Below are 13,850 nucleotides of genomic sequence, written 5' to 3'. Positions count from 1 at the left end.
TCCGCGCGGCGGGCCGCGGCCGTCCAGTCTTCCGCGCGTTCGAATCCCTGTTCCGAGGGAGCTTTCGCGCGGGGGCTGGACGGCTTTTTGTTATCCTTGTCAGACTTTCTTCTTCTACCAAGCATTGCATGAACTATCCTCATCCGCTGATCGCCCGTGAAGGCTGGCCATTCCTGGCCGGCGCCTTTGTCATCTCGCTGCTGGTGCAGGTCAGCGCCGGCTTCTGGTGGGCCTTGCCGCTGTGGATCATTACGCTGTTCGTGCTGCAGTTCTTCCGCGATCCGCCGCGGCCGATCCCGGCCCAGCCGAACGCCGTGCTGGCCCCCGCCGACGGCCGCATCGTGGTTGTCGAGAAGACCCAGGATCCCTACGCCGGGCGCGAGGCGCTGAAGATCAGCGTGTTCATGAATGTGTTCAACGTGCATTCGAACCGTGTGTCGGTGGACGGCCAGGTAGAGAAGGTCGAGTACTTTGCCGGCAAGTTCGTCAATGCCGATCTCGACAAGGCTTCGCTGGAAAACGAGCGCAATGCGGTGGTGATCCGCCGCGCGGGCGACGGCAAGGTGGTGACGCTGGTACAGGTGGCCGGCCTGGTGGCGCGCCGCATCCTCTGCTATACCCGGGTTGGAGAAACGCTGTCGCGCGGCCAGCGCTATGGCTTTATCCGCTTCGGCTCGCGCGTGGACGTGTACCTGCCCGTGGATGCGCGCCCGCGCGTGACCATCGGCGAGAAGGTGTCGGCCTCTTCGACCGTCCTGGCCGAGCTGGACTGATCGGGCCTCGGCCGCAACAGACCGGAGCCACTGGAGAACAGGCATGGGTGCATTCAACCGGCGCAACAAGCGCGCCAGCAACGGCAACGTGACGCATCTGCGTCCGTTCCGCCACAACCAGCTGCGCGGAAACGAACAGGACGGCTACGACGACGCCGCCGGCGAAGACCACGACATCGAGTACGTGCGCCCGCGCCGGCGCGGCATCTACCTGTTGCCGAACGCGTTTACCACCGCGGCGCTGTTCGCCGGCTTCTTTGCCATCGTGCAGGCCATGAACATGCGCTTCGACACGGCGGCCATCGCCATCTTCGCCGCCATGGTGCTCGACGGCATGGATGGCCGCGTGGCGCGCATCACCAATACGCAGAGCGCATTCGGCGAGCAGTACGATTCGCTGTCCGACATGACCTCCTTCGGCGTGGCGCCGGCGCTGGTGATGTACGAGTGGATCCTGCACGACCTGGGCAAATGGGGCTGGATCGCGGCCTTCGTCTACTGCACCTGCGCGGCGCTGCGCCTGGCGCGCTTCAATGCGAATATCGGCGTGGTCGACAAACGCTTCTTCCAGGGGCTGCCCAGCCCGGCGGCGGCGGCGCTGGTGGCCGGCTTCGTGTGGCTGGTGATCGACAACAAGCTGCCCGTCAAGGAGCTGTGGATGCCGTGGGTGGCGTTCGGCATCACGCTGTACGCCGGCCTGTCGATGGTGTCGAACGCGCCGTTCTACAGCGGCAAGGCCCTCGATGTCCGCTACCGCGTGCCGTTCGGCATGATGGTGCTGGTGCTGGTGTTGTTCGTGGTGGTCTCGACCGATCCGCCGGTGGCGCTGTTCGGGCTGTTCGTGGCGTATGCCATTTCGGGTTATGTGCTGTGGGGCTGGCGTGGGCTGCACGGCCACCCGGCCGGCGAGCGCAAGCTGCGCGACGGCGGGAACGAACGTTCCTGACCCGGTTGGTCGAAAGGGCGCTGCGGCGCCTTTTCTTTTTCTTACTCTTCTGTTCTCGCGCTTTTTCCGCCACTCTTTTATCTTGGCTCTCTGACCCCCGGGGTTGCTGTTCTCGTTCTCCGGTTGCTGTTCCCTCGTTGTTCTCTTTTCACGATCACAGGAGGTTCTCATGGGCATGCTCGACTTCATCAAGGAAGCAGGGGAGAAACTGTTCGGCGGCGCAGCAGCCAAGGCGGCAACGCCGGATGCCGCGCCGGCGGCCGACGCCGACGCGGCCAACCGCGCCGCCGGCGATGCCATCGAGGCCTACATCAAGCAGATGGGCCTGGACGCCACCGGACTGATGGTGCAGGTCGATGGCTCGCAGGGGCTGGTGACGGTGTTCGGCGTGGCGCCGGACCAGGCCACGCGAGAGAAGATCATCCTGTGCTGCGGCAATGTGCAGGGCGTGGACAAGGTCGACGACAAGATGTCGGTCAATGTCGAGGCGGCCGAGTCGCAATGGCACACCGTGGTCAAGGGCGACACGCTGTGGGCCATCGCACAGGCGGCCTACGGCAACGGCGCACAGTACAACGCCATCTTCGAGGCCAACCGCCCGATGCTGTCGCATCCGGACAAGATCTATCCGGGCCAGAAGCTGCGCATCCCGCCCAAGGCCTGAGCCGGGTCGCCGGGGCAGGGCGCTTTCCTGCCCCGGCAGGCGACGCGTGATCGCGTCGATCGGGATTGTTGCTACCGTATTGCGCGCGCCCGGCTTCTCGGCTATAGTCGCTCACATGATTTCGCGCCAAGCCCTACTCGCCCGCACCATTCTAGGTGGCCTACTAGGCCATCAGGTCGGGACGCGTTCGCGCTGAGGGAAGCCAACACCCTCGCGCAAAGTCACACAGGATTCACAAACGCCCCGGCCTGCATCACTGCACGCCGGGGCGTTTTGCATTCAGCGCCAGCGTGCCGGGAGCGCGAGCCAGGTCCGCAAGACGCAAAGCACAACAGATAAAGCCCAGGAGCCCCACCCATGTCCGACAAACTCATTATTTTCGACACCACCTTGCGCGATGGCGAGCAGTCGCCCGGCGCCTCCATGACCCGCGATGAAAAGATCCGCATCGCGCGGCAGCTGGAGCGCCTGAAGGTCGACGTGATCGAAGCCGGCTTCGCGGCAAGCTCCAACGGCGATTTCGAGGCCATCCGCTCGATCGCGCAGGTGGTCAAGGATTCCACCATCTGCTCGCTGGCGCGCGCCAATGACAAGGACATCGCGCGTGCCGCCGAAGCGCTCAAGCCCGCCAACTCCTTCCGTATCCATACCTTCATCGCCACCTCGGCGCTGCATATGGAAAAGAAGCTGCGCATGACGCCCGACCAGGTCTATGAGCAGGCCCGCCTCGCCGTGCGCTTCGCGCGCCAGTTCACCGACGACATCGAGTTCTCGCCCGAAGACGGCAGCCGCTCGGACATGGATTTCCTGTGCCGCGTGCTCGAAGGCGTGATTGCCGAAGGCGCGACCACCATCAACCTGCCCGACACGGTGGGCTATGCGGTGCCGGAAGGCTACGCCGCGCTGATCCGCTCGGTGCGCGAGCGCATTCCCAATTCCGACAAGGCCGTGTGGTCCGTGCATTGCCACAATGACCTCGGCATGGCGGTGGCCAATTCGCTGGCGGCGGTCAAGCTCGGCGGCGCGCGCCAGGTCGAGTGCACCATCAACGGCCTCGGCGAGCGTGCCGGCAACACCAGCCTGGAAGAGGTGGTGATGGCGGTCAAGACCCGCCGCGACTACTTCGACTTGGATGTCGGCGTCGATACCACCCAGATCGTGCCGGCCTCCAAGCTGGTATCGCAGATCACCGGCTTCGTGGTGCAGCCGAACAAGGCCGTGGTCGGCGCCAACGCCTTCGCCCATGCCTCCGGCATCCACCAGGACGGCGTGCTCAAGGCGCGCGACACCTACGAAATCATGCGGGCCGAAGACGTGGGCTGGACCGCCAACAAGATCGTGCTGGGCAAGCTGTCCGGTCGCAACGCGTTCAAGCAGCGCCTGCACGAACTTGGCATCGAGCTCGAAAGCGAGAGCGAGGTCAACGCCGCTTTCACGCGCTTCAAGGAGCTGGCGGACCAGAAGGCCGAGATCTTCGATGAAGACATCATGGCCATCGTTTCCGACGAGGCACACGACGTCAACGACCACTTCCGCTTCATCTCGCTGTCGCAGCATTCGGAAACCGGCGAGCGCCCGCATGCGCGCGTGGTCTTCAATATGGATGGCCAGGAGGTGGTCGGCGAAGCCGAGGGCAACGGCCCGGTCGATGCCACGCTGCATGCCATCGAGAGCAAGGTCAACAGCGGGGCGGAGCAGGTGCTGTATTCGGTCAACGCCATCACCACCGGCACGCAGGCCCAGGGCGAAGTCACGGTGCGGCTGTCCAAGGCCGGGCGCATCGTCAACGGCGTGGGCACCGACCCCGACATCGTGGCTGCTTCGGCCAAGGCCTACCTGGCCGCGCTGAACAAGCTGCACGACAAGGCCGTGCAGAAGATCAACCCGCAGATCTGATCCCGATCGGAGCGGAAGCCCCGCGGCCTACCCGGCCGCCGGGCTTGGACTGGCCCGCCGCGTTCCCACGAGGACGCCGGCGGGCGTTTTGCGTTCTCCCCGCGTGCAAGGCGCGGGGTTGCGACGGACCCGTGCGCCGCCTCAGCGGCGACGGCCGGGTCCGTCGGCCAGCGGGTCGGGTGTGATCTGCGTCTGGCGCAGTACACCGCCGTCGTCAAAATAGAAATTGAACATCGACGGCCAGTTGTCTTCGTGGCGGAAGCGATAGGACCACACTTCGCGCTTCATCAGCGGGAAGTATTGCGTGGGTTCGCGCGGCTTGCCGAAATGCTGCTCCACGTCGAGCTTGGTCCAGACGTCGACCTTGGCCTTGTAGAGTTCGCTGGTCTGCAGCATCTGCCGGAACGAGGTCAGGCGTGCGTTGCTGTCGAAGTCCGCCGCGTACGACTGGCGCCCGAACGGTTGCCTGGAATAGATCCAGCGTTCGGTGCCGTCCGCGAGGCGGTAGGTATCGGTCGGCAGGCCAAACATTGCGCGCACGTCGGCTTGCGGCGCACCCACCAGTTTCTGTCCCGCCTGCACCGGTTGCAGCGTGGCGCAGGCGGATAGCAGGATGGCCGCCGCAGCGAGCGCGATGCAGCAGGCGGCGCGGTGCAAGGCTGTGTTCATGGCGGTCTTCCCCGGGATTGCGTGGTTGCGCTGCTGCGTTGCTGCGTTGCTGCGCTGATAAGGATTAAGAGTGTATCCGCGCCGGAAAGTTGTGTGCGGTTCACGTGACACACGCACCTCCCGGCCCCAATCTGCGCGATAGTGTCTTCTTCTCGGCCTAATATCGCCCTGGTATGACACTGTGGCGGGGTTTGCCTCGGCCGGAGCCGTGGCTTACCATGCATCGCTTTTGGCGGGAGATCTCTCGATGTTGGTTAAACGATGGCTGGCCGGCTGCCTGCTGGCGCTGGTCGCCGCGGGCGCGGGCGCCCAGGAGCCGATCCGGCTGGGCATGATCGAGGGGCTGTCCGGGCCTTTTGCCAATGCAGGCGACGCGGTGGTGCGCAACCTGCGGATCGCCATCGACCGCGTCAACGCACGCGGCGGCGTCAAGACCGCCCAGGGCGCGCGCCCGTTCGAGCTGGTCACCTTCGACAGCAAGGGCAATGTCGACGAGAGCCTGATCCAGTTCCGCGGCCTGGTGGATCGCCGCATTCCCTTCGTCCTGCAGGGCAACAGTTCGTCGGTGGCAGGCGCGCTGGTCGGCGCGGTCAACCGGCACAACGCGCGTCAGACGGATGCGCGCGTGCTGTTTCTGAACTATTCGGCGGTCGACCCAGCGCTCACCAACGAAGGCTGCAGTTTCTGGCACTTCCGCTTCGACGCCAGCGCTGACATGCGCATGCAGGCCCTGACCGAAGTCATCCGCGCCGACACGAGTGTGCGCCGCGTCTACCTGATCGACCAGGACTACAGTTTCGGGCACCAGGTGTCGCGTTCCGCGCGCGAGATGCTCGCCTCCAAGCGCCCGGAACTGCGCATCGTGGGCGACGAGTTCCATCCGATCGGCAAGATCAAGGATTTCGCCCCGTATATCGCCAAGATCAAGGCCAGCGGGGCGGATGCCGTGGTCACCGGCAACTGGGGCAACGACCTGACGCTGATGGTCAAGGCGGCGCGCGAAGGGGGCCTGAGCGCCAAGTTCTACACCTTCTACGGCAATGGCCTGGGCGCGCCCGCGGCAATGGGCGACGCCGGGGTAGGGCGGGTGCTGGCGGTGGCGGAATGGCACCCGAATGTCGGCGGAGCCGCCTCGGACGCCTTCTACCAGGCCTTCCGCTCGCGCTATCCGGAGCCACGGGACGACTACGTGCACCTGCGCATGCAGATGATGGTGGAAATGCTGGCCCGCGCGATCGAGCAGGCCGGTTCGACCGATGCCGTCAAGGTGGCGCGCGCGCTGGAGGGCATGCGCTATGTCAACGACTTCCACGACGCCACCATCCGCGCCGACGACCACCAGGTCCTGCAGCCGCTCTATGTGTCCGTGATGGAGAAGCAGGGAGGGGATGTGCGCTTCGACAACGAGGGCTCGGGCTACGGCTTCCGCACGGTGCGCAAGCTCAAGGCCGCGCAGACCACGTTGCCCACGACTTGCCGGATGGAGCGGTTCTGAGGGATTTCCTGGCAAGCGCCGCCGGATTTCCGTTATAATCGCCGGCTGTCACAGCCAACCGGTCGCGGATGGATCACCCAACGGGGTGCCGATGCTCCGGCCTGGCCAGGACAAAATTGCCTGAAAGACGCAAAGGGCACGACGCAGGCGGCGTATTCCGCGCTGTAGCGTTCGCAAGTGAAAAGGAAATCATCATGGCAGTAGCCGAAACCAGCAGCAAGACCGACATCATCAAGCAGTTCGCACGTGCAACCAACGACACCGGCAGCCCCGAAGTCCAGGTCGCCCTGCTGACCAACCGCATCAACGAACTGACCCCCCACTTCAAGGCCAACATGAAGGATCACCACAGCCGCCGCGGCCTGCTGCGCATGGTGAGCCGTCGTCGTCGCCTGCTGGACTACCTCAAGGCCAACGATGCCGACCGTTATCGTTCGCTGATCGAGAAGCTGGGCCTGCGTAAGTAAGCACCCAGGATCGTCCGGATGGCAGCACGAATGGATGCAATGCACGCCTTCGCGTGAAGCCATGAATGCCTGCGTCAGCCCCGCTGATGCAGGCATTTTGTTTTTGCGGGCCGATGTCCGCAACGCTGCAAGTGATGTTCGTTTCACCCGGCATCGCCAGGCGGCCATGCCTGGCGCCCGTTGCGCCAAGACGTGCAACGGAGTAAGTTACTTCGTTCTTTAGCTTTTTTTCATACCGGAGTCGGGCAAGGAAGCGGGGCTTTGTGTCATTCCAGCGTGGTATCCGGCGGGTACCCCGCTGGAATGGCATAGCACTTCCCTGTGACCGCGACCGACGCGCATCCGGCGGTTCGCCCGCGGCTGCTAACGCGGGCATTGCACAATGCGTGCAAGCACGAACAAAGGAACGCTCATGACCATGTTCAACAAGATCGTCAAGGAATTCCAGTGGGGTCAGCACACGGTGCGCCTGGAAACCGGTGAAATCGCCCGCCAGGCTGGCGGCGCCGTGATCGTCGACGTGGAAGACACCGTGGTGCTCGCCACCGTGGTGGCGGCCAAGTCGCCCAAGGCCGGCCAGGACTTCTTCCCGCTGACCGTCGACTACATCGAGAAGACCTACGCCGCCGGCAAGATCCCCGGCGGTTTCTTCAAGCGTGAAGGCCGTCCGTCGGAAAACGAAACGCTGACCTCGCGCCTGATCGACCGTCCGCTGCGCCCGCTGTTCCCGGAAGGTTTCTACAACGACGTGCAGGTGGTGATCCACGTGCTGTCGCTGAACCCGGAAGTGCCGGCCGACATCCCCGCGCTGATCGGCGCCTCGGCCGCGCTGGCCGTGTCGGGCATCCCCTTCAGCGGCCCCGTGGGCGCCGCCCGCGTCGGCTACAAGGATGGGCAGTACCTGCTCAACCCGACCCGCTCGCAGATCGCCGCCTCGCAGCTCGACCTGATCGTGGCCGGTACCGAGCGCGCCGTGCTGATGGTGGAATCGGAAGCCCACCAGTTGTCGGAAGAAGTGATGCTGGGCGCCGTGGTCTATGGCCACGAGCAGATGCAGACCGCCATCAACGCCATCCATGACCTGGTGCGCGACGGCGGCAAGCCCGAGTGGGACTGGGCACCGGCGCCGAAGAACGAAGCGCTGATCGCCAAGGTCGGCGAGATCGCGCAGTCGCTGCTGCAGGACGCCTACCAGCTGCGCCAGAAGTCGGCGCGCAGCCAGAAGCTCAAGGAAGTCTACGCCGCCGTGACGGCCAAGCTGGCCGAAGCCGGCGTGGAAGCCGACAAGGTCGAAGTGGGCAACGTGCTGTTCGACATCGAAGCCAAGATCGTGCGCAGCCAGGTGCTGTCGGGCGAGCCGCGCATCGACGGCCGCGACACCCGCACGGTACGCCCGATCGAGATCCGTTCGTCGGTGCTGCCGCGCGCGCACGGCTCGGCCATCTTCACCCGCGGCGAGACGCAGGCGCTGGTGGTGGCCACGCTGGGCACCAAGGGCGACGAGCAGATCATCGACGCACTGGCCGGCGAATACCGCGACCGCTTCATGCTCCACTACAACATGCCTCCGTTCGCCACCGGCGAAACCGGCCGCGTGGGCAGCCCGAAGCGTCGTGAAATCGGCCACGGCCGCCTGGCCAAGCGCGCGCTGATCCCGGTGCTGCCGAAGGACGACGAATTCGCCTACACCATCCGCCTGGTCTCCGAAATCACCGAATCCAACGGCTCGTCGTCGATGGCATCGGTGTGCGGCGGCTGCCTGGCACTGATGGACGCCGGCGTTCCGGTCAAGGCGCACGTGGCCGGCGTGGCCATGGGCCTGATCCTGGAAGGCAACAAGTTCGCCGTGCTGACCGACATCCTGGGCGACGAGGACCACCTCGGCGACATGGACTTCAAGGTGGCGGGCACCGACGCCGGCATCACCGCGCTGCAGATGGACATCAAGGTCCAGGGCATCACCAAGGAAATCATGCAGGTCGCGCTGGCGCAAGCCAAGGAAGGCCGCCTGCATATCCTGGGCAAGATGCAGGACGCCATGGGCCACGCGCGCACCGAGCTGTCGGAGCATGCACCGCGCATGATCACCATGAAGATCCATCCGGACAAGATCCGCGAAGTGATCGGCAAGGGCGGCTCGACCATCCAGGCGCTGACCAAGGAAACCGGCACCACCATCGACATCCAGGAAGACGGCACCATCACCATCGCCTCGACCTCGACCGAAGGCATGGCCGAAGCCAAGCGCCGCATCGAAGGCATCACCGCGGAAGCCGAAGTGGGCAAGATCTACGCCGGCACCGTGCTCAAGCTGCTGGACTTCGGCGCGATCGTCAACATCCTGCCGGGCAAGGACGGTCTGCTGCATATCTCCGAGATCGTCAACGAGCGCGTCAAGGACATCAAGGACTGGCTCAAGGAAGGCCAGCATGTTCGCGTCAAGCTGATCCAGGCTGACGAGAAGGGCCGCCTGCGCCTGTCCCTGAAGGCCGCGCTGGCCGAAGAGGGCGGCAGCATCAGCCCGATCGTCAACACCAGCGAGGCACCGGCCGCGCCGGCCGCACCGGCCGCACCGTCGGCGGACCAGCAGCAGTAAGCGGTCCGGGCAGTACCCGTAGCAGAAAAAACGGCTGGCGATGTCCAGCCGTTTTTTTGTTTACACTGCCGCCAGTCTCGCCTGCTGCAACGGCCAGCCCCGGCCTTCGCGGCGGACCCCAAACATCGATCCCCAGCCATGCGCGCGAAGCCGCGGCATGCGCAACGCAAGGAGCAGCAATGCAAGCCATCGAAATCCGTGAGTACGGCGCCCCCGAAGTCCTGCAACTGACGCAGCGTCCCGATCCCGAGGCCAGGCCCGGCGAGATCCTGATCCGCGTGGCCGCCGCGGGCGTCAACCGCCCCGACGTGTTCCAGCGCACCGGCAACTATCCCGTGCCGCCCGGCGCGTCCGACCTGCCGGGACTGGAGGTGGCGGGCGTGGTGGCCGGCGGCGATCTCTCGCACCCCGACAACCGCTTCGGCCTGAAGCTGGGTGACCGCGTCTGCGCCCTGGTGCAGGGCGGCGGCTATGCCGAGCTGTGCGCCGCGCCGGTGGCGCAATGCCTGCCGGTGCCGGCAGGCCTGTCGGACATCGAGGCGGCGGCATTGCCCGAGACCTTCTTTACCGTGTGGAGCAATGTGTTCGACCGGGGCTATCTGGGGCGCGGCCCGCTGGGCAAGGACGAGACGCTGCTGATCCAGGGTGGCTCGAGCGGCATCGGTACCACCGCCATCCAGATCGCCAAGGCGCTTGGCCACAAGGTCTTCGTGACCGCCGGCAGCGCCGACAAGTGCCGCGCCTGCGAGGCGCTGGGCGCGGACCGCGCCATCAACTACAAGACCGAGGACTTCGTCGCCGAGGTCAAGGCGCTGACCGGCGGCCGCGGCGCCGACGTCATCCTCGACATGGTGGCCGGGCCTTACCTGGCGCGCGAGCTGTCGTGCGTGGCCGACGATGGCCGTATCGTCATCATCGCGCTGCTCGGCGGCGCCAAGGCCGAAATACCGCTGGGCGACATCCTGCGCCGCCGCATCACCGTGACCGGCTCGACGCTGCGTCCGCGTCCGGTGTCATTCAAAGGCGAGATCGCGCAGGCTTTGCACCAGCATGTCTGGCCCCTGCTGGCCGCGGGCAAGATCAAGCCGGTGATCCACCAGACCTTCCCGGCCGCGCAGGCCGCCGACGCGCATCGCCTGATGGAATCCAGCGAGCACATCGGCAAGATCGTCCTGACCTGGTAAGGAGGCGAGGCCCGCGGCCGCGCGGAGTGCTTCCCGGCGCGATTTGAGGTCGCTTCGGTGGCGTAGGGCCCTGGCCCACGCTACAATAGCGGGTTTTATCAAGAGAGGCGCTCCGTGAGACAAAAGCTCGTCATCGGCAACTGGAAGATGCACGGCAGCCTGGCCGCCAACGCGGCCCTGCTGGCAGGTATCAAGGCCGCGCCCGCAAGCGCCCGCCTGGCGGTGTGTGCGCCCTTCCCGTACCTGGCGCAGTGCCAGTCGCTGCTGGCCGGTTCGGCGGTGGCCTGGGGGGCGCAGGACGTCTCGGCCGAGACGCGCGGCGCGTTCACCGGCGAGGTGTCGGCTCCGATGCTCGCCGAGTTCGGCGCTTCCTACGCCCTGGTGGGGCATTCGGAGCGCCGCAGCTACCATGGCGAGGTCGATGCCGTGGTGGCCGCCAAGGCGTTGCGCGCGCTCGAAGCAGGCATCGTGCCGGTAGTGTGCGTGGGTGAGACCCTGGCGCAGCGCGAGGCCGGCCAGACCGAGGCGGTCGTCGGCCGCCAGCTCGATGCCGTGCTGGAGGCGCTTTCGACCGAGCAGCTCGGCCGCATCGTGCTGGCCTACGAACCGGTGTGGGCAATCGGCACGGGCAAGACCGCAAGCAGCGAGCAGGCCCAGGCCGTGCACGCTTTCCTGCGTGGCCGCGTGGCGGCGCGCGACGCCGGCGTGGCAGCCGGCATGGCCATGTTGTACGGCGGCAGCGTCAAGCCGGACAATGCGGCAGAACTGTTTTCCATGCCCGACATCGACGGGGGCCTGATCGGAGGGGCCTCGCTGAAGTCGGACGATTTCCTCGCGATCGGCAACGCCTGAATGCCGGCCGCTCACATGGTCTGATCAGGCAAGCGAATCGAACCAAATGGCAATTTTCAAAACTTTGTTGGTAGTGGCGCAGGTACTGTCCGCGCTTGGCGTGATCGGCCTGGTGCTGCTGCAGCATGGCAAGGGCGCCGATGTCGGCGCGGCGTTCGGGTCGGGCGCCTCTGGCAGCCTGTTCGGCGCCAGCGGCTCGGCCAACTTCCTGTCGCGCACCACGGCCGTGCTGGCGTCGCTGTTCTTCATCTGCACGCTGAGCTTGACGCTGATGGGCAACTATCGTCCCGCTGCTTCGCTGGGCGTGATGGGCGCAGCGCCGCAATCCGCGCCGGCTCCTGCCGCCGCTTCGGCTCCCGCTACGCCCGCAGTGGCGGCCTCGGGCGCAGCTGCGCCTGCGGTACCGAAATAATCAAGCAGCCTTGCGACTTATTCTTGAAGATTTTTGTAGTTGTGCATTGAACAAAACAAGATTTTTGGGTTAGAATGCAAGGCTTGAAACGATCCCCCAGCGACGGGGCTCCAGCCAGGATAAAGTTATCCCAGCCAGAGTTCCGAAGGGTGTAAAAACCCTGGCGCGAGGCAATATTGTTTCTCCCCCAGCCGACGTGGTGAAATTGGTAGACACGCTATCTTGAGGGGGTAGTGGCGAAAGCTGTGCGAGTTCGAGTCTCGCCGTCGGCACCAAACAACTTGATCGGGACATGGGTCCGGGGTTCATTCCGGATTCATGTCCCGGCCAGTCCGCAAGGCGGCGTCGTAATTTCTACGGAATGGCGCTTGGGGTGGGCAACAGGACGCCGCTATGCGCTGGTGCTGTTGACAACATTCCAGATAAGGCTGGCCGTACCTTGAATCTCGAAGCCTACTTCCCCGTCCTCATCTTCATCATCTTCGGTGTCGTGCTCGGCGTGGCACTGATGTCGATTGGCCGGATCCTCGGCCCCAACAAACCTGATCCCGCGAAGCTCTCTCCGTACGAGTGCGGCTTCGAAGCGTTCGAGGACGCGCGCATGAAGTTCGACGTGCGCTATTACCTCATCGCTATTCTTTTTATCCTGTTCGATCTCGAAACCGCCTTCCTGTTCCCGTGGGGTGTAGCCCTGCGCGACATCGGCTGGCCGGGTTTCTTCTCCATGGGCGTGTTTCTGCTGGAATTCATCGTGGGCTTCGTCTACATCTGGAAAAAAGGCGCGCTCGATTGGGAGTGATGTGAAATGGCAATCGAAGGCGTTCTCAATGAAGGCTTTGTCACGACTACCGCTGACAAGCTGATCAACTGGACCCGCACCGGGTCGCTGTGGCCGATGACGTTTGGCCTGGCCTGCTGTGCTGTGGAAATGATGCATGCCGGCGCGGCACGCTACGACCTGGACCGCTTCGGCGTGGTCTTCCGTCCGTCGCCGCGCCAGTCCGACGTGATGATCGTCGCCGGCACGCTGTGCAACAAGATGGCCCCCGCGCTGCGCAAGGTCTATGACCAGATGGCGGAGCCGCGCTGGGTGATCTCGATGGGGTCGTGCGCGAATGGCGGCGGCTACTATCACTACTCGTATTCTGTTGTGCGTGGCTGCGATCGCATCGTGCCGGTGGATATCTACGTGCCGGGTTGCCCGCCGACGGCCGAAGCGCTGATCTACGGCGTCATCCAGCTGCAGAACAAGATCCGTCGCACCAATACCATCGCGCGCAAGGGCTGACATGGCGAACCTCGATACCCTGAAGGCCGCGCTCGAAAAAACATTGGGCAAGCGTATCCAGAAACTGGTGGAAGCGGTAGGGGAGCTAACCCTTATCGTCAAGGCCGACGACTCCCTGGAAACCGCGCTGATGCTGCGCGACGATCCCTCGCTGCGTTTCGAGCAGCTGCTCGACGTGGCCGGCGTCGACTACTCCGCGTACGGCGACGGTGCCTGGGACGGCCCCCGTTTCGCCGCGGTGACGCACCTGCTGTCGATCACCCATAACTGGCGCCTGCGCGTGCGCGTGTTCGCGCCCGACGACGACGTGCCCGTGGTGCCGTCGCTGAACGACGTCTGGAACTCGGCCAACTGGTTCGAGCGCGAAGCGTTCGACTTCTACGGCATCGTATTCGAAGGCCATAACGACCTGCGCCGCCTGCTGACCGACTACGGCTTCGTCGGCCATCCGTTCCGCAAGGATTTCCCGGTCTCGGGTTACGTCGAAATGCGCTACGACCCCGAGCAGAAGCGGGTGATCTATCAACCCGTGACCATCGAGCCGCGTGAAATCACGCCGCGCGTGATCCGGGAAGAGAACTACGGCGGCTTGCAGCACTGAGAAGCGC

At 64.9% G+C, this 13,850-nt stretch carries 14 protein-coding genes and 1 tRNA gene; 14 read left to right on the top strand and 1 reads right to left on the bottom strand.

All coding sequences use genetic code 11. The features are described 5' to 3' along the window. The first annotated feature begins 128 nt into the window (after nucleotides 1–128). The 4 genes from AC1DKV_RS17670 (at nucleotide 129) to AC1DKV_RS17655 (ending at nucleotide 4,279) form a co-directional block, all read left to right on the top strand. On the top strand, nucleotides 129–773 hold the full coding sequence (locus AC1DKV_RS17670; RefSeq protein WP_441612337.1) for a phosphatidylserine decarboxylase: 645 nt from the start codon (nucleotides 129–131) through the stop codon (nucleotides 771–773). A gap of 43 nt (nucleotides 774–816) precedes the next feature. Then, on the top strand, nucleotides 817–1,719 hold the full coding sequence (pssA, locus tag AC1DKV_RS17665; RefSeq protein WP_441612336.1) for a CDP-diacylglycerol--serine O-phosphatidyltransferase: 903 nt from the start codon (nucleotides 817–819) through the stop codon (nucleotides 1,717–1,719). A 169-nt stretch (nucleotides 1,720–1,888) separates the two neighbouring features. Next, nucleotides 1,889–2,383 (top strand): peptidoglycan-binding protein LysM, encoded by a 495-nt coding sequence (lysM, locus tag AC1DKV_RS17660; protein ID WP_441612335.1) that lies wholly within the window; start codon nucleotides 1,889–1,891, stop codon nucleotides 2,381–2,383. A gap of 357 nt (nucleotides 2,384–2,740) precedes the next feature. Further along, entirely contained in the window at nucleotides 2,741–4,279 is a 1,539-nt protein-coding gene (locus AC1DKV_RS17655; protein ID WP_441643165.1) for a 2-isopropylmalate synthase, read from the top strand. A gap of 141 nt (nucleotides 4,280–4,420) precedes the next feature. Here the strand turns inward: AC1DKV_RS17655 and AC1DKV_RS17650 are convergent, their stop codons facing one another. Beyond that, complete coding sequence (locus tag AC1DKV_RS17650; protein WP_441643164.1) at nucleotides 4,421–4,948, bottom strand: hypothetical protein; 528 nt, start codon at nucleotides 4,946–4,948, stop codon at nucleotides 4,421–4,423. Between the two features lie 247 nt (nucleotides 4,949–5,195). On the opposite strand from AC1DKV_RS17650, the gene AC1DKV_RS17645 reads away from it, so the two are divergent. From AC1DKV_RS17645 to AC1DKV_RS17600, 10 genes are all read left to right on the top strand, one after another. Further along, nucleotides 5,196–6,443 carry a branched-chain amino acid ABC transporter substrate-binding protein gene (locus AC1DKV_RS17645; RefSeq protein WP_441612331.1) on the top strand — a complete coding sequence of 416 codons (1,248 nt, stop codon included), beginning with the start codon at nucleotides 5,196–5,198 and terminating at the stop codon, nucleotides 6,441–6,443. A gap of 194 nt (nucleotides 6,444–6,637) precedes the next feature. Then, nucleotides 6,638–6,910: a 30S ribosomal protein S15 gene (rpsO, locus tag AC1DKV_RS17640; protein ID WP_441612329.1), complete on the top strand. Its 273-nt coding sequence runs from the start codon at nucleotides 6,638–6,640 to the stop codon at nucleotides 6,908–6,910. A 412-nt stretch (nucleotides 6,911–7,322) separates the two neighbouring features. Further along, nucleotides 7,323–9,506 carry a polyribonucleotide nucleotidyltransferase gene (gene pnp, locus AC1DKV_RS17635; RefSeq protein WP_441612328.1) on the top strand — a complete coding sequence of 728 codons (2,184 nt, stop codon included), beginning with the start codon at nucleotides 7,323–7,325 and terminating at the stop codon, nucleotides 9,504–9,506. A 179-nt stretch (nucleotides 9,507–9,685) separates the two neighbouring features. Then, nucleotides 9,686–10,690: an NAD(P)H-quinone oxidoreductase gene (locus AC1DKV_RS17630; protein ID WP_441612327.1), complete on the top strand. Its 1,005-nt coding sequence runs from the start codon at nucleotides 9,686–9,688 to the stop codon at nucleotides 10,688–10,690. Between the two features lie 114 nt (nucleotides 10,691–10,804). Beyond that, a complete protein-coding gene (tpiA, locus tag AC1DKV_RS17625; protein WP_441612326.1) occupies nucleotides 10,805–11,542 on the top strand; it encodes a triose-phosphate isomerase in 738 nt (245 codons plus the stop codon). A 46-nt stretch (nucleotides 11,543–11,588) separates the two neighbouring features. Then, nucleotides 11,589–11,954 carry a preprotein translocase subunit SecG gene (secG, locus tag AC1DKV_RS17620; RefSeq protein ID WP_441612325.1) on the top strand — a complete coding sequence of 122 codons (366 nt, stop codon included), beginning with the start codon at nucleotides 11,589–11,591 and terminating at the stop codon, nucleotides 11,952–11,954. Nucleotides 11,955–12,144: 190 nt separating this feature from the next. After that, nucleotides 12,145–12,229, top strand: a tRNA-Leu gene (locus AC1DKV_RS17615). A gap of 164 nt (nucleotides 12,230–12,393) precedes the next feature. Continuing rightward, complete coding sequence (locus AC1DKV_RS17610; protein WP_420992699.1) at nucleotides 12,394–12,753, top strand: NADH-quinone oxidoreductase subunit A; 360 nt, start codon at nucleotides 12,394–12,396, stop codon at nucleotides 12,751–12,753. 6 nt (nucleotides 12,754–12,759) lie between these two features. Next, nucleotides 12,760–13,242 (top strand): NuoB/complex I 20 kDa subunit family protein, encoded by a 483-nt coding sequence (locus AC1DKV_RS17605; protein ID WP_020203631.1) that lies wholly within the window; start codon nucleotides 12,760–12,762, stop codon nucleotides 13,240–13,242. A 1-nt stretch (nucleotide 13,243) separates the two neighbouring features. Beyond that, nucleotides 13,244–13,843 (top strand): NADH-quinone oxidoreductase subunit C, encoded by a 600-nt coding sequence (locus AC1DKV_RS17600; RefSeq protein WP_441649929.1) that lies wholly within the window; start codon nucleotides 13,244–13,246, stop codon nucleotides 13,841–13,843. Nucleotides 13,844–13,850: the final 7 nt, after the last annotated feature.

It is taken from the genome of Cupriavidus sp. 05T41, assembly GCF_056396525.1.
This window is presented reverse-complemented; position numbering and strand designations above follow the sequence as displayed.

Coding starts and splice junctions, on each gene's coding strand:
- AC1DKV_RS17670 (WP_441612337.1), top strand. CDS start 129: ATGAACTATCCTCATCCGCTGATCGCCCGTGAAGGCTGGCCATTCCTG.
- pssA (WP_441612336.1), top strand. CDS start 817: ATGGGTGCATTCAACCGGCGCAACAAGCGCGCCAGCAACGGCAACGTG.
- lysM (WP_441612335.1), top strand. CDS start 1,889: ATGGGCATGCTCGACTTCATCAAGGAAGCAGGGGAGAAACTGTTCGGC.
- AC1DKV_RS17655 (WP_441643165.1), top strand. CDS start 2,741: ATGTCCGACAAACTCATTATTTTCGACACCACCTTGCGCGATGGCGAG.
- AC1DKV_RS17650 (WP_441643164.1), bottom strand. CDS start 4,948: ATGAACACAGCCTTGCACCGCGCCGCCTGCTGCATCGCGCTCGCTGCG.
- AC1DKV_RS17645 (WP_441612331.1), top strand. CDS start 5,196: ATGTTGGTTAAACGATGGCTGGCCGGCTGCCTGCTGGCGCTGGTCGCC.
- rpsO (WP_441612329.1), top strand. CDS start 6,638: ATGGCAGTAGCCGAAACCAGCAGCAAGACCGACATCATCAAGCAGTTC.
- pnp (WP_441612328.1), top strand. CDS start 7,323: ATGACCATGTTCAACAAGATCGTCAAGGAATTCCAGTGGGGTCAGCAC.
- AC1DKV_RS17630 (WP_441612327.1), top strand. CDS start 9,686: ATGCAAGCCATCGAAATCCGTGAGTACGGCGCCCCCGAAGTCCTGCAA.
- secG (WP_441612325.1), top strand. CDS start 11,589: ATGGCAATTTTCAAAACTTTGTTGGTAGTGGCGCAGGTACTGTCCGCG.
- AC1DKV_RS17605 (WP_020203631.1), top strand. CDS start 12,760: ATGGCAATCGAAGGCGTTCTCAATGAAGGCTTTGTCACGACTACCGCT.
- AC1DKV_RS17600 (WP_441649929.1), top strand. CDS start 13,244: ATGGCGAACCTCGATACCCTGAAGGCCGCGCTCGAAAAAACATTGGGC.